The organism is Brachybacterium sp. AOP42-C2-15 (assembly GCF_052377065.1).
GTDB lineage: Bacteria > Actinomycetota > Actinomycetes > Actinomycetales > Dermabacteraceae > Brachybacterium.
The window spans coordinates 42,906-69,113 of the sequence record NZ_JBQSWK010000021.1 but is presented as its reverse complement, the minus strand read 5'-3'; the positions used below and the strand labels follow the sequence as shown (position 1 = coordinate 69,113).

General features: G+C 68.4%; 21 protein-coding genes and 1 riboswitch. Of the genes, 13 read left to right on the top strand and 8 right to left on the bottom strand.

The genetic code is table 11. From position 1 onward, the window contains the following. The 4 genes from murJ to trxB all read left to right on the top strand — a co-directional run. The coding region (gene murJ / locus ACT3SQ_RS12460) for a murein biosynthesis integral membrane protein MurJ (RefSeq protein WP_444601174.1) at nt 1-1,554 on the top strand (1,554 nt) is incomplete at its 5' end. A gap of 55 nt (nt 1,555-1,609) precedes the next feature. Then, nucleotides 1,610-4,543, top strand: a complete 2,934-nt coding sequence (locus ACT3SQ_RS12455; protein ID WP_441444890.1) for a hypothetical protein — start codon at nt 1,610-1,612, stop codon at nt 4,541-4,543. Next, nucleotides 4,540-5,106, top strand: a complete 567-nt coding sequence (locus ACT3SQ_RS12450) for a hypothetical protein (protein WP_441444891.1) — start codon at nt 4,540-4,542, stop codon at nt 5,104-5,106. The genes ACT3SQ_RS12455 and ACT3SQ_RS12450 overlap by 4 nt, the downstream gene beginning before the upstream one ends. Before the next feature lie 92 nt (nt 5,107-5,198). Then, nucleotides 5,199-6,263 carry a thioredoxin-disulfide reductase gene (gene trxB, locus ACT3SQ_RS12445; protein ID WP_442332315.1) on the top strand — a complete coding sequence of 355 codons (1,065 nt, stop codon included), beginning with the start codon at nt 5,199-5,201 and terminating at the stop codon, nt 6,261-6,263. Nucleotides 6,264-9,515: 3,252 nt separating this feature from the next. Here the strand turns inward: trxB and ACT3SQ_RS12440 are convergent. Continuing rightward, nucleotides 9,516-10,568: a ParB/RepB/Spo0J family partition protein gene (locus ACT3SQ_RS12440; RefSeq protein ID WP_441444893.1), complete on the bottom strand. Its 1,053-nt coding sequence runs from the start codon at nt 10,566-10,568 to the stop codon at nt 9,516-9,518. 100 nt (nt 10,569-10,668) lie between these two features. Between ACT3SQ_RS12440 and ACT3SQ_RS12435 the strand changes: the two genes are divergently transcribed. After that, entirely contained in the window at nt 10,669-11,193 is a 525-nt protein-coding gene (locus ACT3SQ_RS12435) for a hypothetical protein (RefSeq protein WP_444598850.1), read from the top strand. A 297-nt stretch (nt 11,194-11,490) separates the two neighbouring features. Here ACT3SQ_RS12435 and ACT3SQ_RS12430 read toward each other — a convergent pair whose 3' ends face one another. The 7 genes from ACT3SQ_RS12430 to rpmH all read right to left on the bottom strand — a co-directional run bounded on the left by ACT3SQ_RS12430 (nt 11,491) and on the right by rpmH (nt 16,010). Beyond that, a complete protein-coding gene (locus ACT3SQ_RS12430; RefSeq protein WP_441444922.1) occupies nt 11,491-12,372 on the bottom strand; it encodes a ParA family protein in 882 nt (293 codons plus the stop codon). 34 nt (nt 12,373-12,406) lie between these two features. Continuing rightward, nucleotides 12,407-13,081, bottom strand: a complete 675-nt coding sequence (rsmG, locus tag ACT3SQ_RS12425) for a 16S rRNA (guanine(527)-N(7))-methyltransferase RsmG (RefSeq protein WP_441444895.1) — start codon at nt 13,079-13,081, stop codon at nt 12,407-12,409. 8 nt (nt 13,082-13,089) lie between these two features. After that, nucleotides 13,090-13,896 (bottom strand): Jag family protein, encoded by an 807-nt coding sequence (locus ACT3SQ_RS12420; protein ID WP_444601173.1) that lies wholly within the window; start codon nt 13,894-13,896, stop codon nt 13,090-13,092. A 67-nt stretch (nt 13,897-13,963) separates the two neighbouring features. After that, a complete protein-coding gene (gene yidC, locus ACT3SQ_RS12415) occupies nt 13,964-15,073 on the bottom strand; it encodes a membrane protein insertase YidC (protein ID WP_442332263.1) in 1,110 nt (369 codons plus the stop codon). 85 nt (nt 15,074-15,158) lie between these two features. Beyond that, nucleotides 15,159-15,455: a membrane protein insertion efficiency factor YidD gene (gene yidD, locus ACT3SQ_RS12410; RefSeq protein WP_441444898.1), complete on the bottom strand. Its 297-nt coding sequence runs from the start codon at nt 15,453-15,455 to the stop codon at nt 15,159-15,161. Continuing rightward, a complete protein-coding gene (gene rnpA / locus ACT3SQ_RS12405) occupies nt 15,452-15,820 on the bottom strand; it encodes a ribonuclease P protein component (RefSeq protein ID WP_444502057.1) in 369 nt (122 codons plus the stop codon). Before rnpA ends, yidD begins: the two co-directional genes overlap by 4 nt. Before the next feature lie 52 nt (nt 15,821-15,872). Next, complete coding sequence (gene rpmH, locus ACT3SQ_RS12400; RefSeq protein WP_442332264.1) at nt 15,873-16,010, bottom strand: 50S ribosomal protein L34; 138 nt, start codon at nt 16,008-16,010, stop codon at nt 15,873-15,875. 388 nt (nt 16,011-16,398) lie between these two features. Between rpmH and dnaA the strand changes: the two genes are divergently transcribed. The 8 genes from dnaA (at nt 16,399) to ribH (ending at nt 25,963) form a co-directional block, all read left to right on the top strand. Further along, on the top strand, nt 16,399-18,087 hold the full coding sequence (gene dnaA / locus ACT3SQ_RS12395; protein WP_444601172.1) for a chromosomal replication initiator protein DnaA: 1,689 nt from the start codon (nt 16,399-16,401) through the stop codon (nt 18,085-18,087). A 608-nt stretch (nt 18,088-18,695) separates the two neighbouring features. Then, nucleotides 18,696-19,820, top strand: a complete 1,125-nt coding sequence (dnaN, locus tag ACT3SQ_RS12390; protein WP_441444902.1) for a DNA polymerase III subunit beta — start codon at nt 18,696-18,698, stop codon at nt 19,818-19,820. Nucleotides 19,821-19,839: 19 nt separating this feature from the next. After that, a complete protein-coding gene (gene recF, locus ACT3SQ_RS12385; protein ID WP_441444903.1) occupies nt 19,840-21,099 on the top strand; it encodes a DNA replication/repair protein RecF in 1,260 nt (419 codons plus the stop codon). Nucleotides 21,100-21,317: 218 nt separating this feature from the next. After that, nucleotides 21,318-21,989, top strand: coding sequence for a DciA family protein (locus ACT3SQ_RS12380; RefSeq protein ID WP_441444904.1), 672 nt, complete (start codon nt 21,318-21,320; stop codon nt 21,987-21,989). 168 nt (nt 21,990-22,157) lie between these two features. Further along, nucleotides 22,158-22,287, top strand: a riboswitch (FMN riboswitch). Between the two features lie 126 nt (nt 22,288-22,413). After that, nucleotides 22,414-23,472 carry a bifunctional diaminohydroxyphosphoribosylaminopyrimidine deaminase/5-amino-6-(5-phosphoribosylamino)uracil reductase RibD gene (gene ribD, locus ACT3SQ_RS12375; protein ID WP_444502054.1) on the top strand — a complete coding sequence of 353 codons (1,059 nt, stop codon included), beginning with the start codon at nt 22,414-22,416 and terminating at the stop codon, nt 23,470-23,472. Nucleotides 23,473-23,595: 123 nt separating this feature from the next. Next, a complete protein-coding gene (locus ACT3SQ_RS12370) occupies nt 23,596-24,210 on the top strand; it encodes a riboflavin synthase (RefSeq protein WP_442332266.1) in 615 nt (204 codons plus the stop codon). Continuing rightward, nucleotides 24,207-25,457: a 3,4-dihydroxy-2-butanone-4-phosphate synthase gene (gene ribB, locus ACT3SQ_RS12365; RefSeq protein ID WP_444601171.1), complete on the top strand. Its 1,251-nt coding sequence runs from the start codon at nt 24,207-24,209 to the stop codon at nt 25,455-25,457. The genes ACT3SQ_RS12370 and ribB overlap by 4 nt, the downstream gene beginning before the upstream one ends. After that, the gene (ribH, locus tag ACT3SQ_RS12360; protein ID WP_441444908.1) at nt 25,454-25,963 is read left to right on the top strand and encodes a 6,7-dimethyl-8-ribityllumazine synthase; all 510 of its coding nucleotides are present in this window, start codon (nt 25,454-25,456) and stop codon (nt 25,961-25,963) included. Before ribB ends, ribH begins: the two co-directional genes overlap by 4 nt. The last annotated feature ends 245 nt before the right edge of the window (nt 25,964-26,208 follow it).

Sequence of the window (26,208 nt, the reverse complement as noted above, 5' to 3'; positions counted from 1 at the left end):
AACGCCTTCAGTGCTGCGAACACGCTGCCCAACACCATCTGGCTGCTGGTGGGCGGCGGCACTCTGAACGCGATCCTGGTGCCCGCGATCGTCCGCGCGGTGAAGCGTCCGGACCGCGGCAGCGACTACATCTCGCGCCTGATGACCCTGGTCGCGGTGGTGTCGCTCGGAATCACCGCCGCCTGCCTGGTCGCGGTCCCGCTGCTGCTGACCCTGACCAGCGGCCTGCTGCCCCCCGCGACGTACGCGCTCGCGGTGCAGATGGGCTACTGGATGATGCCGCAGATCTTCTTCTCGGCGCTGTACGTGATGTGCGGCCAGCTGCTGAACGCGCACGATTCGTTCGGGCCGTACCAGTGGGCGCCGGTGGTCAACAATCTCATCGGCATCCTCGGTGCCGCGCTGTTCCTGGGCGTGTGGGGCACCGTCGGCGATCCCGGCCAGTGGACGATGTCGATGATCGTGGCGATCGCCGTGATCAACGTGGGCGGCTCGGCCGCGCAGGTGCTGTTCCTGTTCTGGTACGTCAAGAAGCTCGACCTGCGCCTCCGCCCGAAGTGGGGCCTGCGCGGGCTGGGCCTGGGCAAGCTCAGCCGGATCGGGCTGTGGTCGCTGGCGATGCTTGGCCTCGGGCAGCTCGGCATCTGGGCATCCCGCTGGGCCACCGGCGGTGCGGTGCGGATGACGGAGCACTACCAGGATCAGCCGGAGCTGGCGGCACGCTATCCGGCGCTGCTCACCATGGAGTGGGCCTACCTCGCGTTCATGATCCCGCAGGGCATCATCGCGGTCACCCTGGTCACTGCCGCCTTCCCGGCGATCTCGCGCCATGCCGCTGAGTCGGACCACGCCGGCGCGCTGGCCCGCTACTCCGAGACCAACCGGATGCTCGCGGTGCCGATGATGCTGTGCACCGCCGTGTTCATCTCCCTGGCCGGACCGATCATGTGGGTGATCGGCGGCGGCACGGCGGAGATCGGCGCCCGAGCCAACGGCACCGTGCTGATCGCCTACATGCTCGGGCTGGTGCCCTTCGCGTCCCTCTATCTCATCAAGCGCGTGTTCTACGCCTACGAGGATGCCCGCACCCCGTTCATCGCCCAGTTACCGATCGCCGTGGTCACGGTGCTCTCGGTGCCGATCATCCTGACGATGGTCGATCCGGCATATGCGGCGATGGCCGCGGCCGGCTCCACCAGCCTCGGAAGCCTGCTCGCGTGGCTGCTGGGCATGTGGCAGCTGCGCCGGCTCGCGGCCCGGCACGACACGCTCCCGCCGAGTGCAGCGTCCGGGGCGCTGATGTTCGGGAAGCTCGCGGCAGCCGCTCTGGTGAGCTGGGCTCTCGGCACCGCGCTGGTACGCCTGGCGGACGATCTGTTCTGGACCCACCGGGCCCTCGCCGTGCTGCTGGGCGCCCTGGTGGCAGGGGTGATGGTGGTGGTGTTCACCGCGGTTGCCTACCTGCTGCAGGTGCCGGAGGTGCGCCACCTGGTCGACGCCGTGCAGCGTCGGCTGCGCCGGTTCACCCACCGCGGCAAGGTGGTGGGCTCGTAACATGGTCGATGCACGTGACGGGCACACCCCCGCCGGACGACGAGAAGGACGGGCCGTGAACACGAATTCAGAGCCGGACGCATTGCGGTCCCGGTGGACGCTGGAGGGCACGATCCCTCTGACCGGCGTCGCCGAGGGCGCCTCATGGCGTCGTGCCCGATCGGTGGCGACCGGTCAGAGCGTGGTCCTGTACATCGTGCACGGCGACACCGCCCTGGAGGCCGCCGACGCGGTCCGCCGCGCGTATCTCGTCGACGACCCGCATCTGCTGCCCGTCCAGGAGATCGTGGTGCTCGACGATCCACGGGAGACCTCCTCGGAGCAGCCCTCCTCCGGGAATGCGCAGGGGCCGACGACGGTGGTGGAGTATCTGCTGCCCCCCGCACCGCCGCTCGCGGCGCTGCTGGCCCGCGGCCCGCTCCACCCGGAGACCGCCCGCGCGATCATCGGCGAGGCCGCGACCGGCCTCGAGGCCGCCCGACGCCGCGGCGTGCGCCATCAGCTGCTCGACTCCAACCGGGTGTTCGTCGATACCCGCTCAGGCGCTGTCTTGATCCTCGGGATCGGGGTGGAGGCCGCGTCCCATCCCGGCCTCGACAGGTCCCGCGAGGTGGCCTCCTTCCAGGACACCGCGGCCCTGGTCGCGCTGCTGTACCGGGCGCTGACGGGCCGCAGCCCGCGGCACGACGCCCAGGGGAACGTGCCCCGGCCCTCCACCGTGGTGGACACCGAGATTCCCCAGGACCTGGATCTGCTGTGCGACCTGGTGCTGAATGAATCGGCCGACGAGATCCCCGAGACCACTCGCGGACTGATCGAGGCGCTCGAGCCGTGGCAGTCCATCCCGGTGACCCTCGAGGCATATCCCCGCCGGGCACCGCAGGAGCCCACACCGGCCGGGACCCCGGAGCCTTCGCCGTCGGACGCCCCCGAACCTTCCTCGGAGCTTGCCCCACCACCGGTGGAGGCCACGCCCGAGGCCGCGCCCACGGAGGACGGGGCGCAGCCCGCAGCGGACGGGACGCAGGACGGCGGCGAGGGCGAGGACGAGCTGCTCGAGAGCACAGCATTGATGCAGGCCGTGCCCGACGAGGACACGATCGCTCAGGCGCCGTCCGACAGCCCGACTGAGAGCCCGGTTGAGAGCCCGGTTGAGAGCCCGGCTGAGAGCTCTGCCGCTGCACCGGGCGCCGGTTCCGCCAGCGCTGCGGGCGCGACCGGCGCCGCAGCAGCGTCCGGTGCCGCAGCAGCGACGGGTGCCGCGGGCATCGCAGCGGCTGCTGCAACCCCGACGCAGCCAACCTCCGGCAGCGAGAGCTATCACTACGGTTCTGCCGACGCTGATCTCACTTCCGACGGTTCAGCGCCTGACGTCGACGCCTCACCTTCCGCAGCGGCAGAGGACCAGACCAATCAGGCCGAAGCAGCCGACGAGGCTGCCAAGGCTGACGCGGCCGACGAGGCGGCTCGCCAAGCGGCCCTGGCCAGGGCCGAGGAGGCCCGGCGCGCCTCCTCAGAAGCGAAGGCTCTGGTCACAGACCTGCAGCTCGACGAGAAGCGATCCAGCAGCCCCTTCCCGGGCCACCTGGAGATCACCCTCCCGACCCGGCCGCAGCCGACGTCGGGCCCGGCAGCGCCCACGGACCCTGCTGCAGCTACGGGCCCAGCGGCGAACGGGGCGGCCACGCACCCGGCGCCATCGTCCGAGGAGCCTCCATCCGCAGCGCGATCGTCCGAGGGACCATCCTCTGAGGAGCCGTCCGCCCGCGCGGCCGGCGCGTCCAGCGCCCTCCCCGCAGGAGGCCTCACCGCCGGTGCCGCTGCAGGCACCGCTGCTGGCGCCGCTGCGGCTGCTTCTGGCACAACTGCCGCTGGCGGAGCGAACGCCGCCGACCTGCCATCGCGTTCCTCCGGCACCCACTGGCCGGTGGCCCACGGTGCGGAGCAGGCTGACGCCCCGACTCTCGCTCCCGACCAGTCCCCGTCGGGTTCCGACGTGCGAGCGCAGCAGCCCCCCGCTGCGCCCTCGGAGATCAGCGTCGCCTCCACCCCGGACCATTCAGCGCCGATCCCCGCGCAACCGGTCGTCCACAGTGCTGACGAGCAGTCGGTCGCTCCGGTTCCGGTCTCCGGTCGCACAGCATCCCTCGCACCCGTCCGAGAAGACGGACCGATCGTGGTCCATGGTCGAGATCGCACTCGGTTCGACGACACCCCCGACGAGAGCACCGCGCCCTTCGCCCGCAGCTCGCTGCTGCGAGATGTGGTCGGGGTGGCCGTGGATGCCGACGCTCCGGAGACCTTCACCATGGGTCCCCGCGATGAGGAGAAGCGTTCCCTGCAATCGCAGTGGATCATCATCGGCGGCGCCATCGTGGTGATGGTCGCACTGGTCATCGCGCTCACCTCGATCACTCGCGACCTCAGCGGGATCCTGGAGGACCCGCTGGCCACCTCCGCACCCGCGGCAGAGGCCCCCAGCGCGGAGCAGACCGGCGAAGCCCCGGTCGAACCGACCGCCGAGGCGACCGAGGATCCCGCCCTTCCCGCACCCGAGGTCACCGGTGTCGAGCTCTTCGCCGAGGGGAGCGATCGGGAACCCGACCACACCGACCAGCAGGAGCTGCTCACCGACGGTGACCCCGCGACGTTCTGGTCCACGAAGCACTACGGGAGTCCCGACTACGGAGGCCTGAAGGAGGGCGTGGGGATCCGCCTGAACTTCGCCGAGCCCTCGACGCTCACCGCAGTGACCCTCACCACCGCACGCAACAACGGCGGCACGATCGAGCTGCGGGCCGTGAACGACGACGGCTCCCTCGGGGACGTGCTCTCGACCGGCGAGCTCGCCGGGGACGGGGAGGTCCGGCTCGAGACCCCTGAGCCCTTCGAGGCCGAACGGGTCGCGCTGTGGATCACGGAACTGCCCCCGGACAGCAACGAGACCGGCCGGTTCCGCGCCCGCATCGCAGAGATCCAGGTCGAATGACCTCGCGGTCCCCCCGTCCTCCATCCCCCCGCAGGGGGACGGAGAGCGCTGCGCGTCAGGTCACGGTCCTGGGCATCCCCATCCCTCTGCTGCTGATCGCGCTGCTGGTCGCTGGCCTGCTGGGGATCCAGCTCGCCGGCGCGCTGGAACGAGCCACCACCAGCAGCTCCCACTCGGCGTCGACCTCGGTCGACTCCCTCGCCGGAAGCGGGAAGAATTCGGCGGGCGTTCCCGTTATCACTGAGACGACGCTCGGCACAGAGGTGCAGCGTCTGATCGACACCGGCACCATCCAGCCGATGACGAGCTTCGATGCTGCACAGTGCCTACGGGAGCAGAACATCCCGGAATCGATCCTGATCATGGAGGAGGTCGCGTGGGGCGGCGAGGAGACATCGAGCTGGTTGCTCGTCCACGGACCGATGGACCGCGAGACGTTGCGTGCCAACGGCGGAACCGTCTCCGCCACCGTGGTCCTTCCCGCCTGCGGCACTTCCGGGGACGGTACCTCGTCCCAGGAGAACAGGCTCTGGTCCGGTGACGTGATGATCGGCCCCCTCTGACCTCATGCGGCGAACGACCCACCCGCCGCGCAATACTCGATGGCGGTCCTCCCGCCGACCACCTACGACAGTTCCCATGGAAGGACACCCCCATGACGCAGCCCATCCAGGCGCTCAACATCCTCGGCGGCACCCCGCTGTCCACGCAGCCCGCCGCAGCACCAGCCGCTGATATCGAGCAGGATGAGACGGTCCACGAGGTCGTCATCGTCGGCTCCGGCCCGGCCGGCTACACCGCAGCCATCTACACCGCGCGTGCCGAGATGAACCCGATCGTGATCGCCGGTGCCCTCGACGCAGGCGGCGCGCTGATGACGACCACGGACGTGGAGAACTTCCCCGGCTTCCCGACCGGCGTCCAGGGGCCGGAGCTGATGACGAATCTGCAGGAGCAGGCTGAGCGCTTCGGTGCCGAGATCATCTATGACGACGCGGTGCAGCTCGACCTGGAGGGTGAGATCAAGACCGTCACCCTCGACGACGGCACCGTCTACCGTGCGAAGGCGCTGATCATCACCACGGGTTCCGAGTACCGGAAGCTGGGGATCGACGGCGAGGAGGCGCTTTCCGGTAAGGGGGTCAGCTGGTGCGCCACGTGCGACGGATTCTTCTTCAAGGACAAGGAGATCGTCGTGGTCGGCGGCGGCGACAGCGCCGTCGAAGAGGCCACCTTCCTCACCCGCTTCGGCAAGTCCGTGACCCTGGTGCACCGCCGCGACGAACTCCGTGCCTCGAAGATCATGGCTCGCCGGGCCGAGGCGGATCCGAAGCTGAGCTTTGCGTGGAACAGCGAGCTGGTGAGCATCAACGGCATCGACAAGGTCGAGTCCGTGACGCTTCGGGACACTGTCAGCGGCCAGGAGCGCGTGCTCGAGACTTCTGCCGTCTTCGAGGCGATCGGGCACCTGCCCCGCACCGATCTGGTGCGCGGAAAGCTCGAGCTCGATGACGAGGGATACATCGTCTGCCAGGGCCGCTCGACCTTCACCTCCGTGCCCGGCGTCTTCGCTGCGGGAGACGTCGTGGACCACACCTACCGCCAGGCGATCACCGCGGCCGGGACCGGTTGCCAGGCGGCCCTGGACGCCGAGCGCTGGCTCGCGGACACGGCTGCCAACGCCCACGCCGAGCAGGTCCTGGCCGCCGCCGGTCAGTGACCTCCACGCCCCAGCAGACCACCACCGGCAGCCCTGAATCGCCGGTGGTGGTCCTGGTGAGCGCCTCGTGGGCTGGGCCGTCGCGCCCGGCGCCTACGGTGCTCAGGGAGCTCAGCCGGCGCTGGGGGCCGAGCATGCTCGCTCTGCTCGTCGAGGACCCCGAAGGCGACGTCCTCGAGCAGTGGGGTATCGACATGCTTCCCACCTGGATGAGATTCCGATCTGCTGCTCTAGAGGCCGCCCCCGATGACGCAGAGGAACGGCTCACCGTGTCGTCCCTGTGTGGTGTCACCCCGAATGGGGAGAGGCTCCTGCTGGAGGGGCCCTGGACGTTGACGCACCGACGCACGGGTGCCCTCGCCAAGCATGTGGTGGAGACGGAATTCGGACCGGACTCGCGGCACTGAGGGGGACGCACGTCCTGCTCCGCGGCTGTCAAATCACCTAGGACTGCAAGCGCTGACGTGCATGGATCAGGTTGTGCACAGTGTTGTCCACATGTCCGTCCACATTAGTGGACGGGTAGATCCACAGGGTTATCCACAATTGGGTGTGCACAAGTGGGGAAAGCCGTCGACCAGGCGCTTTGCTGGGAAAGCTGTCCTGACCTGCAGGAACACTGTCCAAGCGGCGGGAGATCGGCACCGCTGGTTCACGTGACCTTGCACATGCGCGTGTGACGACACCGAATCTGTACACCTGTCCAGATGTAGTTGTCCACAATGTTACGCACACTGTGCATGACGGGCACCGCCCGCTGCTTGACATGCATCTGCTGCCCGTAGCGAATGTGCACGAACGCCGTGGCCGCTGGCGGGGACTTTCCAAGTCTCGGGAGTCACGTGAAGCGATCGCAGGTGAAAGCGACGGCAGTGAACCGGCATGCACGCCTTGCCCTGCGGCCCGTGTGCGCGCAGCGCCCCTCCGGAAGAAACTGATTCCTCTCCGTCTGCTGCCGTAGGTCGACGTGGCTTGGGGAGAGTGGAGGAGTGCGGGCTCGGGTTCGGTGCGCCGATCGCGCAATTCCTCGTGAAACCTGGACCGCGCGATGTGTTGCCTTCGCCGGCTCGCCGGGAGGGGCGTTACGTCCATGTTTCACGGGCAACATCGCGTCGCGGCCCCCCGCCGCGCAAGCACCGACCCTGCGCCGGGTGAAGCGTCGCGGCACGCTTTGTGCTGTGGTCGACTTCCACCGTGCCTCGGTCGGGCGCAGCCGGGCTCGGCCCATCCACGTTCCACGTGGAACTGAGTTCGAGATCATCAGTGATACCAAAGGCGGGTTGAGAGTTCGCTTGTACGACTAAGACCAGCCACCGCTCGGGCAAGTTTTCACCCGGGTAGCGATCCGCTGCGCCTTCCCAGCACCGGCTCATCTAGCTACACACGTTTCACGGGGAACACAGAGTCGCGGTCGCACGTCGCCCTTAGCCCGTGCTGCGGAGCTGGCGAGAGCGGCCTACGGTCTACTACCCGTCCACGTTTCACGGGAAACGAGGACGGCGAAGTGAACCCGGAGGCCGCCTCAGTGGGGACGTCGATCATGGTGGCCCGCCTCCAGGAAGGGCTCGTCCACAGCACAGACGCCAGGAGGGAAGTCCATTCCCCATTTGGCCAGCGGATTCCAGGCTCCGGCGACCACGGCGCTACCCCACACCTGGGGGACGTTTCACGCGAAACCATCGCAAGATCCCTAGTTCTCGCTTGGTCCACGTGAAACGTTGATCCAAGGCGCTGTTGGCCCATGAGCTTGTCTCCTCCTCGCCGCCCTTCCTTGACCGTGCAGCAGTTCTATAGGCTTTCAAACGCCAATGACCGGTAGCCGCCTCACGGCTCTGGCGCGCACGATATCGATGTTTCACGGGGAACGATAGGGAGGCGCGGCTTGCGAGGTCTCCCCGCTGACGAGCGGCCATAGGAGTCCGGGCCGCGCTCAGTCGTGTCGTTCCAGGCGAATCTCGACCTCCGGCGGGGGCCCATCTGATGCTGGCCATGTTCCACGGGAAACTGAGCTCGTGGGGCAACAGTTGGGAAGTGGCGATGCCCTGATGTCCGCCGTCGCCACCCCGGCAGCCTGCCTACCATGCACATCCCAAGCACGAACTCATACGCGTTCCACGTGAAACTCTCGCGAGGGCACAGTTCCACGTGGACCCCGCCATATCGCACCAAGTGACGCTCTGGAGAGAAGATTCCGAAGGTCGCCGCCGAATCCAGGATCGGTCCAGGGCGCGAAATGTCCCCCCCCCCCCCATCCCCGGTTCCCCGCTCTAGGTAGTGAACGTAGGGGTAAGCGGGGCTCTCGAGTCGTCGTTTCCCGTGAAACGGTGACCATGCCCAGGGGCCGACCAATCCCTTCCAGCGTACGACCGACGTCGCCGAATCGATGGCTTGACGCTGCGTTCCGTGCGTTTGCGACCACGCAGAGATGACCGCACACCAGCCCCCGTTTCACGTGAATCGCGGGGTTCGATCTAGGCTGCCCGTTAGCTGGACGACTGTCACGCCCATGTTCCTGAACCAACCGCCCAGGGAAGTAGGTGCATTAGTCCGTGTTTCACGTGAGTCGGGCCTATCGCTGCCGGCCCGAATGTCGTCCGAGGCGAGCACGGACGCCACCACGCACATCGGCGTCGTCAGCAACACAACAATTCTCAGCCAGCCCGAGAGGACGTTTCGCGTGGAACGGCGCCAAAGAGCAGCCGGATCGGAGGGCTACTGGAGCACAGCCACAAGGTCCGGCAGTCGTGCCACGGTCGAAGATCCCCGGCGGCCTCGCCGGGGTAGCAGGGTCGCCTCGTACCCAAGGAGGGCTCTATCCACATGTCTGTACACAATGGTGGATAACCGAATAATGGGGCACTGACCTGTGCATACGCCGCTCAGACGGAGACGCTCTCTGCTTCTCCCAGAGCGGATAGACCACCACTACATAGATCAGCGCTTATGTGACCTGACTCACTTCGTGCAAGGTAACTGACATATGCGCCCACTACGTCGTGTCCGCGACCAGCACGTCCTTCAGTCTCTCCAAGCTCAGGGATCTGCCGGCGCGAGGGGCGATCGTTCTCTCGCAGGCGCCCGCTCGGTACCGGAATTCTCCAGGGCCGGGACTGCGTCCTCACACCAGGACCGCGGAACACTTGACGGGCCCCGCTGCGGTCACGAACAGACGCTGGACGCTGCTGACACTGAACAGCAAAGGAGGGGCTCGCAATATCTGCGGGCCCCTCCTGGTGTGCTGCTCGTGCCTGCTCAGTCTTGCGCGGCGTGCTCCCCATCGGGCAGGGGAATGTCCAACCCCATGTTCTCCACCAGACGCTCCAGATCCTCGAGGTTGCTGAACTCGAGGGTGATGCGCCCCTTGCGCTTGCCGACATCGATGCGGACGGGAGCTTCGAGGCGGTTGGAGAGACGACTGGTGAGGTCCACGACGTGCGGGTCATAGGTGGTGCGGCGAACGGTGCGGGTACCGGTCTCCTGGCCTCCACGAGCGACCAGACGTTCGACCGCGCGTACGGAGAGCCCTTCCTGCACGATGCGCTGTGCGAGCTCCTCCATCAACGTCGGGCTGTCGAGGGAGAGCAGAGCGCGGGCGTGACCAGCGCTGATCGCGCCGCTGGCGAGCCGGCGCTGCACCAGGGCGGGGAGACGCAGAAGACGCAGAGTGTTAGTGATCTGAGGGCGGGAGCGGCCGATGCGCTCACCGAGCTCATCCTGCGTGCACCCGAAGTCCTCGAGGAGCTGCTGATAGGCGTTCGCCTCTTCGAGCGGGTTCAGCTGAGTGCGGTGAAGGTTCTCCAGCAGGGCATCGCGAAGCAGGTCATCATCGCTGGTCTCGCGGATGATGGCGGGAATTGCGAGGAGCCCTGCTCGGCGTGCCGCGCGCCAACGGCGCTCACCCATGACCAGCTCGAAGGATTCGCCGTCTTCGGTGACGGGGATCGGGCGCACCACCACGGGCTGCAGTACGCCGACCTCACGCAGCGAGTAGGCGAGCTCATCGAGCTCGTCGTCGTCGAACATGGTGCGAGGATTGCGAGGATTCTCCCGCACCTCATGGATCGGGATCTCCGCGAACTCGGCCCCGGGAACACTGACCAGGCCACGGGTTCCGGTGAGCTCTGTCGGCGGCTCGTCGCTCCCGCTCTCGTCCTGCGCGATGTCGTCCTCTGAGTTCGCGGGCTCAGACTCAGGGGCAGCATCCTCGGAGTCCTCGGCAGTATCCGTGGGCTCCGGAGGGAGATCCGTGGGCTCCTCCGCGGGAGCCGGGGCGGGGGCGTCGGGCTGTGCAGGGGTCGACGTCACCGTCTCCACGTCGACGACCGGGCTGTCCTCGCTCTGGCGGGGCGTGGTCTCGCGCGGGGACGTCGGAGCCGTCCCTGCGGGCTCCGCAGTGGACGCAGAAGTGGCCTTCGCGGGAGACGACTTCGCCGAGGCGGGCTTCGAAGCGGCAGGCTTCGAGGTGGTGCGCTTCGCGGTCGTCGAGGAGGAAGCGGAGGGCTTCTGGGCCTCAGCCGTCGGGGAGGCAGCTGCGCCAGCGGTCTCGGCGGCTGCGGCCGCTCCGGGTGCGACAGCCGGCTCAGCCCCAGTGGCCTTCGTCGGCGCGGTGCTCTTCGTCGGCGCTTCGGTCTTCGCCGCGGTGCTCTTCGCCGCGGTGTTCTTCGTCGCGGTGCTCTTCGCTGCGGCGCGCTTCGGCGCCGGGGCCTTGGCTGCAGTGCTCTTGGGGGCGGCCTTCTTCGCGGTGCCGCTGGAAGAGGAGGTGCTGCGGGAGGACCGTGTCGAGGTCGAGGTGTTCGAGGATTCCTTCTGCGGCTCCTCGTCAGCTCCCTTGGACTTCGTGGACGCAGCCCCGGAGCGTGCGGCACCGGAACCATTGGTGCGCCCGCGTCGCTCCGCCGCTGCGCGTGCCATACCGGTGGCCAGATCATGAGCGCCGGCACTGCCTCGCTGCGCGCGCTCGGTCTCGCCGACCTTCTCCCCGGAGAAGAACATGTCGACCGGCCGGGGGGAGCTGGAACGTCCCTCGGTCGCATCGGACGGGCGCGTGCGCGTACGAAGCTCCTGCTCAGGCGCAGGCCTCGAACCGGCGCCTGGGATCAGGGCGCCGAGTCCTCGACCGAGTCCTCGCTTCTGCGTCATGGCCATTGTCCTTCCAAGAAATATCGTCGCCATCGGGATGTTGACCGGGTGTGCGCGCGTCTTCGCAGCGGGTCCCGGTCAGGGGAGATCAGGGTGCGGGGCGGGTGTTGAGCTCGTGTGCGGCTGCCCGGTAGGCGAGCGCCCCGCTGGAGGCTGGATCGTAGGTCAGGACGGTCTGGCCGTAGCTGGGCGCCTCGGAGATCCTCACCGACCGCGGGATGCTGGTCTCCAGGGTCTGGTCCGGGAAGTGTTCGCGCACGTCCTGGGCGACCTGAGCCGCGAGGCGGGTGCGGGCGTCGTACATGGTGAGCATGATCGTGGAGACCACCAGGTCCGGATTCAGATGCTGACGGATCAGATCGATGTTGTTCAGCAGCAGCGAGAGACCCTCGAGCGCGTAGTACTCGGCCTGGATCGGGATCAACACCTCACGGGCCGCGACCAGCGCGTTCACGGTCAACAGCCCCAGCGAGGGAGGGCAGTCGATCAGCACGTAGTCCAGCCGCTCGAGCCCCTGCTGATCGCGCTCCTCGAGATGATCACGGATCGCGTTGCGCAGCCGGTTCTCCCGTGCCACGAGCGAGACCAGCTCGATCTCGGCGCCCGAGAGGTTGATCGTCGCGGGCGCGCAGAACAGGCGCTCCATGTCCGGGACCGGCTGGATCACGTCGCTCAGAGGAGCGGATTCCACCAGCACCTCGTACATGCTGGGCACCTCGGCATGATGGTCGATGCTCAGCGCCGTCGAGGTGTTCCCTTGCGGGTCCGCATCGATCACCAGCACGTTCAGGCCGCCCATCGACAGCGCCGCGGCGACGTTGACGGTGGTCGAGGTCTTGCCGACCCCGCCCTTCTGATTCGCGACCGTGATCACACGGGTCTTCTCGGGACGAGCGAAATCGAGACCCTCGAGCTTCTTCCTACGGGCATGGTCCCGGGTGAGCTCACGCATCAGCGGGGTGTCTTCCATCGCGCCGCGCCCCGGGGAGGAATCATCGCGCTTTTCAGCCACGTGCGTCTCCCTTCCTGGTCGCCTTCGCACGGCGACGCACTTGGACCACTGTAGTGGGAACCTCGACCTCGCCCACGCCGTACTGGGAGATGGTGGGATCCACGCCTCCGAGCTTGCTGAGGACCTTCTGAGCGTTCTCGACCTCATCCGCCGCCGAGGAACCCTTCATGGCCAACAGCATCCCGTCCTCGGCCACGAGCGGAAGCGTCCAGCGGGCCAGCTTGTCCAGCGCAGCCACCGCCCGCGCGGTCACCACGTCGAAGGACCGCACTCCGTGCAGCTCCTCGGCCCGGGCGCGGACCACCTCGAGCCCCAGAGCCAGCTCGGCGTCGACCTCCTCGAGCCAGGTGGTGCGGCGCTGCATCGTCTCTACCAGCGTGACCTGCAGGTTCGGGCGGGCGATCGCGATCACGACCCCGGGCAGGCCGGCCCCGGAGCCGATGTCGGCCAGGGTCGTCGCAGTAGGGGCGGCGCTGTCGATCGCGTCGACCATCAGCGCGCAGTTGAGGAGGTGCCGCTCCCACAGCCGGTCCACCTCGCGCGGGCCGATCAGCCCGCGCTCCGGTCCCTGCTCAGCGAGCAGCGTGACGAAGCGCTCCGCCAGCTCGAGGCGATCTCCGAAGAGACGCTCGGCTGTCGGGCGGAGGGAATCGGGAAGGGGCTGCACGGTGCGCCTCAGGATGCCGGGTAGATCACGACGTGGCGGTTCTTGCCATCACCATCGGACTCCGAGCGCAGACCCTCGCGCTTGGCCACGTCATGCACGACCTTGCGCTCGAACGGGTTCATCGGCCGCATCGAGACCGGTTCGCCGGACTCCTTGGCCTCGGCGATCGCAGTCGCGGCGAGTCCCTCGAGGCTGCCCTTGTGCTCCGCACGGAAGCCGCCGATGTCGAGCATGAGGCGCGAGCGGTTCCCGGTCCGGGTCTGCACGGCCAATCGCGTGAGCTCCTGCAGCGCATCGAGCAGCTCGCCCTTGGGCCGGTTCAGGCGGGCCAGCTTGTCGGCGCCGGCGATCTCCACGGACGCCCGGTCGCCATCCACGTCGATGTCGATGTCGCCATCGAGGTCGGCGATGTCCAGCAGCTCCTCGAGGTAGTCGGCGGCGATGTCGCCCTCCTCCTCGAGCCGTCGCATCCGCTCCTCAGTGGTCTCGACGGTCGCCTCCGGATCCTCCGGGTCCTCCGAGGACTGTTCGTCGCCCTCCACGGGGGTGCTGTCAGCAGACGCACTCCCGGAAAGTGCGGCCTCGGCCTCCACGGCGTCGTCGGCCGCGGATTCGTCGGCCGCGGATTCGCCGGCCACGGATTCGTCGGGTGCAGTCGCGTCGGGTGCGGACATGTCGGAGGCTGGCGCGTCAGCCGCAGCCTCGTCGGGCGAGGACGCAGTGGCAGCGGGCGCAGCCGCCTCGAGCGGCGCGGTCGACGCCTCCCCGCCCTCGTCGGTCACAGGAGCATCAGCGATGGGGTCATTCAGGTTCATCAGGAGTCCTCCGGAAATGCGGGATGTGGGGTGCTCCCCGGGAGCGGCTGTGCTCCCGGGGGCGAGGTCACTTCTTTCGCTTCTTCTTCGCGCCCTTGTTCAGGGCGTTCGATCCCTGCGAAGGAGGGGGCGGAGTCTCGCCCGCGGCCTCCAGCGCCTTCCGACGCTCCTCGGCGGCCTGGGCACGCAGAGCCCGAGCACGTTCGAGCTTCTCCTCGTCGGAGAGCTTCTTGCCGCTCTTGCCCTTCGAGGGCTGCACCCGGATCGGAGCCTCGGGCTCCGGCTCGGCGGAGATCTTCTTGGGCGGGGTGAAGTCCAGCGGCTCGAGGCCCTTCTTCGCCCGCTTGGCGTTGATGCGCTCGTGCTTCGCCTTCTCGGCCTCGGTGCCGGGAGTGGGGGTCGCACGGATGACGATGTACTGCTGGACGAAGGTCCACACGTTGGTGGTCAGCCAGTAGACGAGCACACCGATCGGCATACCCGGCCCCGTGATCACATAGATGAACGGGAGCATGTACAGCATCATCTTCTGGGTGCTGGCCATGGGGCCCTCGAGGGCCGCCTTGGGCATGTTCTTCATGGTCAGCGACTTCTGGGTGAAGAACGTGACTCCGGACATGCACGCGATGATGAGGCCGGAGACGATCATCGTCGTCATCCCGCCGTCACCGGGCTTCAAGAAGGAATTGGCAATGGTGACGTCGCCGAAGAAGGTCGCGGTGCTCGCGCTCTCCGCGAGCGACTGGGTGAGCGGGCCGAAGCCGTCGCTGCCCTCCGCAGCGGCCTCGGGAAGCTTGTTGAACAGCACCCGGAACAGGCCGAAGAAGATCGGCATCTGCAGCAGCACCGGCAGGCACGAGGAGAACGGGCTGGCGCCGGCGTCCTTGTAGATCGCCATGGTCTCGTTCGCCATCTTCTGGCGGGAGTCCGGGTCCGTCTTTCCCTTGTACTTCTTCTGGACGGCCTGGAGCTCCGGGGAGACCATCTGCATCGCGCGCGAAGCACGGATCTGGCGCACGAACAGCGGGATGATCAGCGTTCGCACCACAACGGTGAGGCCGACGATCGAGAGCACCCAGGTGATGCCCGCGTCCTTGTCCATGAACAGGGACAGCAGCGCATGGAACTTCACCATGAGCCATGCGACGGCCCACTCGATGGGATACAGGGGGTTCATCGGCCTGGTCTTCCTGCCGCACGGATGCGCATGACGTTCATACGAGGTGTCGGCTGTGGTCGGGAATCTGAGATAAGGGTAGGCCCTAGTGGGCCGGGTGCCGCAGTCGGCGTGGATTCGTCCACATGCCGGGGGCGGGGACCGGGTCGGGGCCCCCGCGGGTGAAGGGGTTGCACCGCAGGATCCGCCAGCCGGTGAGCAGCGTTCCCTTCAGCGCACCGTGCACACGCAGGGCGTCCATGCCGTACTGCGAGCACACCGGATCGTAGCGACAGGCGGGCGGCGTATAGGGCGAGATGCCCACCTGATAGCCGCGCACCGGGAGCATCAGCAGCCGGCGAGGCAGGCGGGTGAGGGCATGAATCCCTCGCCGCTGGCTCATCCGGCGTGCTCCAGGCGCCGGGCGAGCTTGCGCTCGGCGGCGGCGAGGGCGGAGTCCACGTCGTCCTTGAGTGCAGCGAACTCCTGGTCCTGGATGCCGGGCAGGGTGCGCAGCACGATCGCCGACCCTGCCGGAAGGGTCTCGAAGTGCGGGCGGACGATCTCCCGCAGCCGCCGTGTGACGCGGTTGCGCACCACGGCGTTGCCGACCTTCTTGGACACGACGAATCCCACGCGGGGTGCTTCTCCTCCCTGCGTCAGCAGGGCGAGATGCACGACCACGTGGGATCGGGCGCTGCGCACTCCACCGCGGGTGACCGCTCGGAACTCGTCACCGGAATGGAGCCGGTGACTGGACCAGCTCACGGTGCCACGAGTGTCACGAGGAGTGCGCCGGGAATCGCCTCGACGAGTCGCCTCAGGCGGAGAGCTCGGCGCGGCCCTTGGAACGACGGGCGTTCAGGATGGCGCGGCCTGCACGGGTGCTCATGCGTGCGCGGAAGCCGTGCTTCTTGGCGCGACGACGGTTGTTCGGCTGGAACGTGCGCTTGCTCATGGTTCTCCTCGATCGTGGGCACGGACATGCCCCTCGCGGTGGTCTGTGGTCTGCTGCACGAACGGGAAGTCCGGGCGCACCCGCCGAGGCGGGGCGGCTGCCGAGGTCCGATCCGATGCCGGAGTGGGCCCGCAGTGGATCCGGGAAGCGTATCGGGACGGCGCGCAGCGCTGACTGCACGATGTTAGGCGCGGGGGTGCGTGGGGTCAACGGCTTGAGCCCTCAGGAGGCCGGTTGTGGCCGGATTCTCACTCTTCCCGGGCGTTTCGGGGTGATCGGGCCCGTGGGAGGTGTCTCCCGTCCCGTTGTCCACATCCTCGATCCACAATACAGAAGCTATTGTGGAAAACTGTCCCGACCGCCCGCTCTACCTGTAGGGAGAGACCTGATGAACGAGGCGAATGCCGACGCGATCTGGGAGCGCACGCTCCAGACCCTGCGCCGCGACGACACGGTGTCCCAGCGTGTCATCGCCCTGCTCACGCTCTCCCGGCTGATGGCCGTGGTGGCGGACACCGCGCTGGTCGCAGCGCCTTCTACCTCGGCGAAGGAGCTGTTCGAGCATCGGGTCGCCGGGTCTCTCAAGGCTGCCCTCAGCGAGGCCACCGGGCGTGACATCCGCTTCGCCGTGACGGTGGACGAGTCCCTGCTGCTCGAGGAGGACACCGATCAACCGGCCTCCCCGCCGCTGACCTCCTCCTCCACTGCTGGCAGTGCACATTCTGTGGACAGAAATGTGGACAACGCCCCTCACGACCTCCACAACGCCCCGTTCCGCCGCAACGAGGGCTCGATCCTGCCCTCGACCGGGCACGTCGGGCGGCCCGCCCTGCCGGGCAGCAGCTCGGCGAGCTCCGCCGGAGGTTCCTCCGCTGCGGACCGCTTCGCCACCCACCCGGGCTACCGCGGCCGCGCCGCAGACGATCCCAGCGCCTACTCCGGTCTGACCGGCCCCTCGGCGCCCTCTCCCGGGCCTGCGCCGCGCCGTCCCACCCGCAGCGGTGCTTCGCGGATGGGCGAGGATTCGCGGTTGAACAGCAAGTACACCTTCGACACCTTCGTGATCGGTGCCTCGAACCGGTTCGCGCAGGCAGCAGCGTCGGCAGTCTCGGAGACTCCCGCCAAGGCCTACAACCCGCTGTTCATCTACGGCGGCTCGGGTCTGGGCAAGACCCACCTGCTGCACGCCGTGGGCCACTACGCCCAGAGCCTCTATCCCGAGGTGGTGGTGCGTTACGTCAACTCGGAGGAGTTCACCAACGACTTCATCAACTCGGTGCAGTCCGGCCAGTTCGGCAAGGCTCAGGAGTTCCAGAGCCGGTACCGGGACATCGACATCCTGCTGATCGACGACATCCAGTTCCTGCAGCGGGCGCCGGAGACCATGGAGGCGTTCTTCCACACCTTCAACACGCTGTACAACTCGGACAAGCAGATCGTGATCACCTCCGATCTGCCGCCGAAGGAGCTGGGCGGGTTCGAGGACCGCATGCGCTCGCGCTTCGAGATGGGCCTGATGACCGACGTTCAGCCACCGGACCTCGAGACCAGGATTGCCATCCTGCGCAAGAAGGTCGCGCAGGAGAACACTGGGGAAGTGCCCCATGACGTGCTCGAATACATCGCCTCGCACATCGCCACCAACATCCGTGAGCTGGAGGGGGCGCTGATTAGGGTGCAGGCGCTGCACTCCCTCTCACGGCAGCCGATGGACGTCACCCTCGCCGAGACCGTGCTGAAGGATCTGCTCTCCCACGATGACGGTGCGCAGATCACCGCGTCGACGATCATCGTCCAGACGGCGACCTACTTCGGCCTGTCCGTCGAGGAGATCGTGGGCACCGGTCGCTCCCGCCGCCTGGTCTCCGCGCGTCAGATCGGCATGTACCTGTGCCGAGAGCTCACAGATATGCCGCTGATCCGCATCGGTGACGAGTTCGGTGGCCGCGACCACACCACTGTGATGCACGCGAACAAGAAGATCAGCGAGCTGATGAAGGAGCGTCGGGCGATCTTCAACCAGGTCACCGAGCTCACAGCCCGCATCAAGAGCTCGAGCTCCGCGTCTCGTCAGTGAGGCGGCGCCCGCTTGGAGCGGGCAGCTGGGCGAGGAGAAGAACAGGGCAGGTCAGCACGGAGTTCTCCCCAATTGTGGATAACTCTGTGGAAACTGTGGAACTACAGCTGTTCCTGCAGGAGCCGATGTGCACGGGCGAATGACAAGAATTCCCTCGATCAGTGCCTCCATGCACAGCCGACGCACGACGCGCTGACACTCCTCAACGATCCGTCCACGCCGATGGAGATCGTAGTGACCTGCAGTGATGACGGTTATCCACCAGATCCACAGTCGTGAAGAAGAGGACTGTAAGTACTTGCTCGACGGGGATGTGGACGGGGAGGGCTGCTCGGGAGCGACCGCAGAGCCTGTGATTCTGGGTGCTGGGGAACGACAGGAAGCCGGGACCAGGAGGGGTCGGCTCCCGGGGAACACGGCGGGATGAGTGCGCGAGCAGAAGTTCTCATTACGGCTGAAGCGGGGTCCGGTGACCATGGAAGTCAAGGATCCTTCCCGGTGTGTCGGCGGGAGTCCTCAGGAACCGATACGCTGTGCTCGGTTCGGCCGCGGCACATGACGCGGTCGATCTGATTCCGTCATTCGACCACTGCGAAGGAGTGGCAACGGTGAAGTTCCACCTCGATCGCGGCGTCCTCGGCGACGCCGTCTCCTGGGCCACCCGTACCCTCCCCGTCCGTCCGGCGATGCCGATCCTGCAGGGGGTGCGGATCGTTGCCGAAGCCGGCGGCGAACTGCAGTTCTCGACCTTCGACTACGAGGTCAGCGCCCAGATCCGGCTCGAGGCCGAGATCGAGCAGCCCGGTGAGGTGCTCGTCCAGGGACGGATGCTCTCCGACATCGTCCGGGCCCTGCCGAACAAGGACGTCTCCATCGCGCTCGAGGGGACCAAGCTCCAGGTCCGCTGCGGCAGCGCCCGCTTCGCCCTGGCGACCCTCCCCGTCGAGGAGTACCCGCAGCTTCCGAGCATGCCCCCGGTGGCCGGCTCCGTCGCGGCGGACGTGTTCGCCGAGGCGATCTCGCAGGTCACCGTCGCGGCTTCGAAGGACGACACCCTCCCGCTGCTGACCGGCGTGAAGGTCGAGATCTCCGGCGAGACGATGACGCTGATGTCCACCGACCGCTACCGCCTGGCATTGCGCGAGCTGACCTGGAACCCGTCGACCCCCAGCACCGAGCTCACCGCCCTGGTCCGAGGCCGCACCCTCCACGAGGTGGCACGCTCGCTCTCCACCGGCGGCAGCGTCGAGATCGCACTGTCCGATGACTCCTCGGCGAACCTCATCGGTTTCGAGGCCGGCGGTCGTCGCACCACCTCCACGCTGGTCGACGGCGATTACCCGCCCGTGCGTCGCCTGTTCCCGGACACCTCGGCGATCACCGCCGTGGTCTCCACCGGCAGCCTGATCGACGCGGTCAAGCGCGTCTCCCTGGTCGCCGAGCGGAACACCCCCGTGCGGCTGTCCTTCACCGAGGGTCAGGTCGCCCTTGAGGCCGGCGCCGGCGACGACGCCCAGGCCAGCGAGGTGCTTGAGGCGCATCTCCAGGGCGAGGACCTCGTGGTCGGCTTCAACTCCGGGTTCCTGCTCGACGGCCTCGGTGCCCTGGGCACCGAGTTCGCCCGGCTCACCTTCACCGACTCGATCAAGCCCTCCGTGATGACCGGTCAGGACTCCCTCGAGGGTGAGCCCGACAACTCGTACAAGTACCTGATCATGCCGATGCGGATCTGAGGGAGGGAGTGCTCCCTCCGTGCAGCTGACCTCGCTCGAACTCACCGATTACCGCTCCTACCAGCGGCTCTCCCTGCCGGTTCAGCCCGGCATCACCGTGCTGGTGGGGAAGAACGGGCAGGGCAAGACCAACATCGTCGAGGCCCTGTGGTACCTCGCGACCCTGTCCAGCCATCGGGTCCCGCACGACGCCGCCCTCGTCCACCGCGGCGAGAGCACCGCGATCATCCGTGCGAGTTTCCTGCGTGCGGGTCGGCCGCTCCAGATCGACCTCGAGATCACGCCGGGCAAGTCCAACCGGGCACGGCGGCAGGGACAGAACATCTCCCGCCTGCGCGATCTGCTCGGCGAGGTCCGGGCGGTGCTCTTCGCCCCCGAGGACCTGGGCCTGGTGAAGGCCGATCCCGAAGGCCGCCGCCGATTCCTCGATGAGCTGCTGTTCGTCATCGCCCCGCGCTACGCCTCGGTCAAGGCCGATTACGACCGGGTGCTCAAACAGCGCGGCAACCTGCTCAAGCAGATGCGGTCGATGCGCCGCGGCGGAAGCGGCCGCAGCGTCGGCGGGCTGGATCCCGCAGACACCGCTGCCTCGACCCTCGAGGTCTGGGACCAGCAGCTCGCCCGCCATGGCGCGGAGCTGCTGCGCGCCCGCCTCCATCTGGTCAACCGCCTGCGCCCCCACCTCGGCTACTCGTACCTGCGCGTCGCCACCGACGAAGGCGCAGACCAGGCGCTGGATCTCCCTCCTGATCAGCGGGGCGAGGTCAGTTCCCCGGCGGACATCCTCTACCGCTCCGAGGTGCTCGACGGACTGGGCACCCTGCCGGGCACCCTCCCCGCCACGCGCGAGATCCACGACCGGATGCTGGAGATGCTCGCCGCCCGGCACGACGAGGAGATCGATCGCGGGGCCACCCTCACCGGACCCCACCGCGACGACATGGAGATCCGGCTGCACGAGTTCCCGGCCAAGGGCTATGCGAGCCATGGCGAGTCCTGGTCGCTCGCCCTCGCCCTGAGGCTGGCCTCCTACGATCTGCTGCGTCTCGAAGAAGGGGATCTCGGTGACGGCGAGCCGATCCTGATCCTCGATGACGTGTTCAGCGAGCTCGACGCCTATCGCCGCGAGCGGCTGGGTCGGATCGTCACCGGTGCCTCCCAGGTGCTGATCACCACCGCCAACGATTCCGACATCCCAGATTCTCTGGACGGCGAGATCCACGTGGTCGAGGTGAGCCTGGGAGAGGCAGTGCCACGTCAGAACGGCGGCGGGCTGTGACGGGCCGTGCCGGTGGAACGAGCCGAAAAGGCGGTGCTGGCCGCGGTGACGGAACTGCCCGTCCCCGCCTCGCGAACCCCTATGACCTGGGCACCTGGTCCGGCGGGAACAGCTCAGCCGCCGAGACTGAGCGCGGATCCACGCCTCCGCCCGCGCGGCGATCTGCGGCGGATCAGTCCGCGACCCGGCCGGGTCGTGACCGCCCGGAGGTCCGCCGGATGCCGGACCACGAGCCGGATCGTGCATCTGGATTCGAGCCGAGCATCCGCTCGTTCGATCCGTACGACGCCGACGACCACACCGCCGACGATTATGCGAACCGCTCTGGCGCTGCCGTCGAGGTGCTCTTCGATCCGCCGCAGCTTCCCACCCCGCAGGATCCCTTCGAGCTCGCCCGGCGCACGGTGAACCGCTCTCGGGCCGCGGCTCGGGACCGCGGACTGTTCCCCATCTCCGCGAAGACGCAGGCCAGGGACGTGCGAGACCGTTCCGGCCGGGCCCCAGGCTATTCTGGATCCCGGCCCGACCCGCGCGATCCGCAGGGGATCGAGAACGTGCTGAAGAAGGTGCTGGGAAACCTCGGCTGGAATGCGGGGATGAACGCCGGGCGGGTGCTCGAGGAGTGGGACGAGATCGTCGGCGAACGGCTCGCCACCCACTGCCGCCCGGTGTCCCTCGACGACGGTGTGCTGGTGGTCAGCGCGTCCTCCTCTGCCTGGGCCTCGCAGCTGCGGATGCTCACTCCCCAGCTGATCACCACGATCGAGGAGCATGTGGGCTCCCATGTGATCTCCGAGCTGAAGGTGACCGGTCCCGCCGCGGCCGAGCGCACCTGGAAGAAGGGCCGCCGCACCGTGACCTGGCGCGGCCCCCGGGACACCTACGGCTGATCGACGTGCTGTGAGGGACGAACGGCAGGAGATCAGCGGATGAGGCAGTGCCTGATCGACCTGCTGTGAGGGAAGGGGACGATGTCCCGGCTGATGTGATGCGCAGTTCACGCCCCGTCATCTCCCGGCGGCGCCCTGCTACGGTGGCTCCTGACGAGCTGATGAAGCTCGCGTGCACTGGGGTCGGTGAAATTCCGAGCCGGCGGTGATAGTCCGCGACCCGATGGCCTCTGGCCCTCGGCTGACCAGGTGAAACTCCTGGACCGACGGTCAGAGTCCGGATGGGAAGCGCACGCGAACGACGTCCTCGGGCGATCCGTCTTCGCGCACCCCGGCGCGCCGTACGGTGACCCCTGGGTGACGTCGTCTCCGCACACCCTTCCTCTCCCTCCGGGACCGCGAGCAGCGGACCGGAGGAGAGACCATGTTGAAGGATGCCGAGCGGCAGGCTCTGCGCCGAGCCCTCGAGATCGCGGCCGATCCCGTGGTGCCCCTGGGCCCGAACCCCCGTGTGGGCTGTGTGCTGCTGAGCCCCGCCGGAGAGGTCCTCGCCGAGGGTCACCATCGAGGCGCCGGCACCCCGCACGCCGAGGCCGACGCCCTCTCCCGCGCGACCGTCCCCGTGACCGGTGCGACCGCCGTGGTCACCCTCGAGCCCTGCAACCATGTGGGCCGCACCGGCCCCTGCGCCGAGGCGCTGATCGAGGCCGGCATCCACCGGGTGATCATCGCCCGCCGCGATCCGAACCCCGTCGCGAGTGGCGGCATCCAGCGCCTGCGCGAGGCCGGGATCGACGTCGTGCTCGACGTACCGGACGATCTCGCCGGCGCTGCGGCAGCCCTCAACCGAGGCTGGGAACACGGACTGCGGCACGAGCGTCCCCTGGTCACCGCCAAGATCGCCCTCACCCTCGATGGCCGCGCGGCCGCCGCCGACGGCACCAGCCAGTGGATCACCGGCCCCGCAGCCCGCGAAGAGGTCCACCTCCTGCGCACCACCTGCGACACCGTGCTGGTGGGCACCGGCACGGCCCGGATCGACCACCCAGCCCTCACGGCCCGTCGGCCCGACGGGACACTGCATCCGCGACAGCCGCTGCGGGCCGTGATGGGCATCGGCGAGGCGCCCACGCTGCCCGCCATCGACGGTGCCGGCGAGGAGATCCGGCTGCTCACCCGCGACCCGTCGGCCGCCCTCGCGGAGCTGTTCGATCGCGGTGCCCGGCATGTGCTGCTCGAAGGAGGGCCCACCCTCGCCGCCGCCTTCCTGCGGGAGGGCCTGGTGGATGAGCTGATCCTCCACCTCGCCCCGACGCTGCTCGGGACCGGCCGCCCCGCCGTCGCGGACCTCTCCATCACCACCCTCACCGACCGGCTCGATCTGGACCTGGTCGATGTCACTCCGCTGCGCTCACCGGAGGGGCCGACGGATCTGCGCCTCACCCTCCGCCCCCGCATCCGGCCCTCTCCACCAGCCAACTAGCGCCGTCTGACGTGCAACGCCCGAACCGCAGCGCCCGAACCGCAGCGCCTGAACCGCACCGTCTGATCCCCACCGTTTGATCCCCATCGTCTGAACCACCCCGCCTGACCTGGAAGGATCCTCATGTTCACCGGCATCATCGAAGAGCTCGGCACCGTCGAGTCGCTCACCCCGGGCGCCGATCCCACCCGCCTGCAGATCCGTTCCCCGCACGTGCTCGACGGCATCGCCCTCGGCGACTCGATCGCCGTGAACGGCTGCTGCCTGACCGTGACCGCGCACGAGGGCGAGCTCTGGAGCGCGGACGTCATCTCCACCACCCTCGCCGCGACCTCCCTCGGCGACCTCGCGCCCGGGGACCGCGTGAATCTCGAGCGATGCGTGCGGGCGGGCGGCCGCCTGGACGGCCACATCGTGCAGGGCCACGTCGACGGCGTCGGCGAGGTCAGCGGGCGTGAGGAGGCGGAGGGGACCACCCTGCTGCACCTCGCGCTGCCTGCCGGTCTGGCGCGTTACGTCGTGGCGAAGGGCTCCCTCGCCGTGGACGGCGTGAGCCTCACCGTCGCCGAGATCGAGGGAGACCAGGTCACGATCGGCCTGATCCCCGAGACCCTCGCCCGCACCACCCTCGGTGGCCGCGACGTCGGCGACCGCGTGAACCTCGAGGTGGACGTGCTGGCGAAGTACGTCGAGAAGCTCACCGCAAGCCTGCTGCCCACCACTGAGGAGACCCGATGACCGCCCTGCGCCTGGATCCCGTCGAGGAGGCGATCGCCGCGATCGCCGCCGGTCACGCCGTGGTCGTCGTCGACGACGAGGACCGCGAGAACGAGGGCGACCTGATCCTGGCCGCCTCCGCCGCGACCCCCGCCCTGATCGGCTTCGCCGTGCGCCACTCGAGCGGTCTGCTGTGCGCCCCGATGAGCGGAGAGCGGGCCGACGCCTTCGAGCTGCCGCTCATGGTGCGGGAGAACGCCGACCCGCTGCGCACCGCCTACACCGTGAGCGTCGACGCTAGCGAGGGCGTGACCACCGGCATCAGCGCCTCCGACCGTGCCCGCACCCTCCGGGTCCTCGCCGGAGCGGACACCGTGGCCGGAGACCTCATCCGTCCCGGTCACGTGCTCCCTCTGCGCGCGAAGCCCGGCGGCGTGCTCGAACGTCGCGGCCACACCGAGGCGGCCGTCGACCTCACCCGCCTCGCCGGCCTGCCCGCGGTGGGGATGATCGTCGAGCTCGTCCACGACGACGGCGAGATGATGCGCGGCCCCGCCCTGCGCGAGTTCGCCGACCAGCACGGTCTGGTGATGATCTCGATCGAGCACCTCGCCGCATACCGCAGGCGGGAGGATCAGCCAGCCCTCGAGATCACGGCGCCGGTCCCGCTGCCCACCCCTCACGGCACCTTCCAGGCGCTCGCCGTGCGCGAGGGCACCGCCGAGCACCTGGTGCTGGTGCGCGGAGACGTCACCGCCGGTGGCCCGGTGCTCACCCGGGTGCACTCCGAATGCGTCACCGGGGATGTCTTCGGCTCCCGCCGCTGCGACTGCGGTCCCCAGCTGCAGGAGTCCCTGGCCCGCATCGACGCGGCCGGGCGAGGGGTGCTGATCCTGCTGCGCGGCCATGAGGGCCGCGGCATCGGCCTGGTCGAGAAGCTGCGCGCCTACGCCCTGCAGGACGCAGGGCGGGACACCGTCGACGCGAACCTCGACCTCGGCCTGCCGGTGGACGCCCGCTCCTTCGCCGCGGTCCCCGGCATCCTCGCCCACCTCGGGGTGCGCGCCGTCGAGTTGCTCACCCACAACCCCGAGAAGGCCCACGCCCTGGTGGGCGGGGGCGTCGAGGTCGCCGGCACCACCGACCTCACCACCCATCCGACCCCTGAGAACCTCACCTATCTGACCACCAAGCGGGACCGACTGGGACATCGCCTCCGCGATCTCCCCGACCTCCCCACCACCCACCTCGAAGGAGAGACCGCATGAGCGGCCACGGAAGCCCCACCACCCAGATCCCCCACCAGCCCACCACCCGGCTCGCGATCGTCGCGGCGTCCTGGCATGAGCAGGTCATGGACGGACTGCTCGCCGGCGCTCTGCGAGGCGCCGCCGAAGCCGGCATCACCGCCCCGACCGTCGTGCGTGCCCCCGGCTCCTTCGAGCTGCCGGTGATCGCGGACGCCCTGGCCCGCGAGCACGACGCGGTCGTGGCGCTCGGCGTCGTGATCCGCGGCGGCACCCCGCACTTCGAGTATGTGTGCTCCGCGGCGACGGACGGCCTGAACCGGGTCGCCCTGGATCACGGCGTGCCGATCGGATTCGGCCTGCTGACCTGCGACGACGAGGAGCAGGCGCTCGATCGGGCGGGGCTTGCGGACTCGCGCGAGGACAAGGGCTACGAGGCGGTGGCCGCTGCGCTGATCACCGCGAGCGTGCTGAGAGAGCTGAACGGGAGCGGCGCCGGAGCCTCCTCGGAGCTCCCGCGAGGCTGAGGGGAGCTCCCGCGAGCCCGAGGCTATCGGGGCGTCTGGTGCGAGCACGCCAGGCGCCCCTGTGCCGCGACAGGACCCGGGGAGGGGTACGGGACCCCGTCCCACGGAGGTTGATGTCGAAATCGAGGGGGTTCCAGGCCATCTGAGGGCCGTTCCGGGTCGCGTTGTCCACAGAACTGGCCATGAGAATAGGTTCAGGAGACGATTTCCGCTAGAATCAGGGAGGTTCGGCCGACGTCCTCCGA

What these genes read in the sequence shown, in the direction of transcription:
- yidC (WP_442332263.1), bottom strand. Translation starts at nt 15,073, where the DNA reads ATGAACCCCCTGTATCCCATCGAGTGGGCCGTCGCATGGCTCATGGTG.
- ribD (WP_444502054.1), top strand. Translation starts at nt 22,414, where the DNA reads ATGTTGAAGGATGCCGAGCGGCAGGCTCTGCGCCGAGCCCTCGAGATC.
- ribB (WP_444601171.1), top strand. Translation starts at nt 24,207, where the DNA reads ATGACCGCCCTGCGCCTGGATCCCGTCGAGGAGGCGATCGCCGCGATC.
- ACT3SQ_RS12450 (WP_441444891.1), top strand. Translation starts at nt 4,540, where the DNA reads ATGACCTCGCGGTCCCCCCGTCCTCCATCCCCCCGCAGGGGGACGGAG.
- trxB (WP_442332315.1), top strand. Translation starts at nt 5,199, where the DNA reads ATGACGCAGCCCATCCAGGCGCTCAACATCCTCGGCGGCACCCCGCTG.
- yidD (WP_441444898.1), bottom strand. Translation starts at nt 15,455, where the DNA reads ATGAGCCAGCGGCGAGGGATTCATGCCCTCACCCGCCTGCCTCGCCGG.
- dnaA (WP_444601172.1), top strand. Translation starts at nt 16,399, where the DNA reads ATGAACGAGGCGAATGCCGACGCGATCTGGGAGCGCACGCTCCAGACC.
- ACT3SQ_RS12380 (WP_441444904.1), top strand. Translation starts at nt 21,318, where the DNA reads ATGCCGGACCACGAGCCGGATCGTGCATCTGGATTCGAGCCGAGCATC.
- ACT3SQ_RS12430 (WP_441444922.1), bottom strand. Translation starts at nt 12,372, where the DNA reads ATGGAAGACACCCCGCTGATGCGTGAGCTCACCCGGGACCATGCCCGT.
- ribH (WP_441444908.1), top strand. Translation starts at nt 25,454, where the DNA reads ATGAGCGGCCACGGAAGCCCCACCACCCAGATCCCCCACCAGCCCACC.
- ACT3SQ_RS12370 (WP_442332266.1), top strand. Translation starts at nt 23,596, where the DNA reads ATGTTCACCGGCATCATCGAAGAGCTCGGCACCGTCGAGTCGCTCACC.
- ACT3SQ_RS12420 (WP_444601173.1), bottom strand. Translation starts at nt 13,896, where the DNA reads ATGAACCTGAATGACCCCATCGCTGATGCTCCTGTGACCGACGAGGGC.
- rpmH (WP_442332264.1), bottom strand. Translation starts at nt 16,010, where the DNA reads ATGAGCAAGCGCACGTTCCAGCCGAACAACCGTCGTCGCGCCAAGAAG.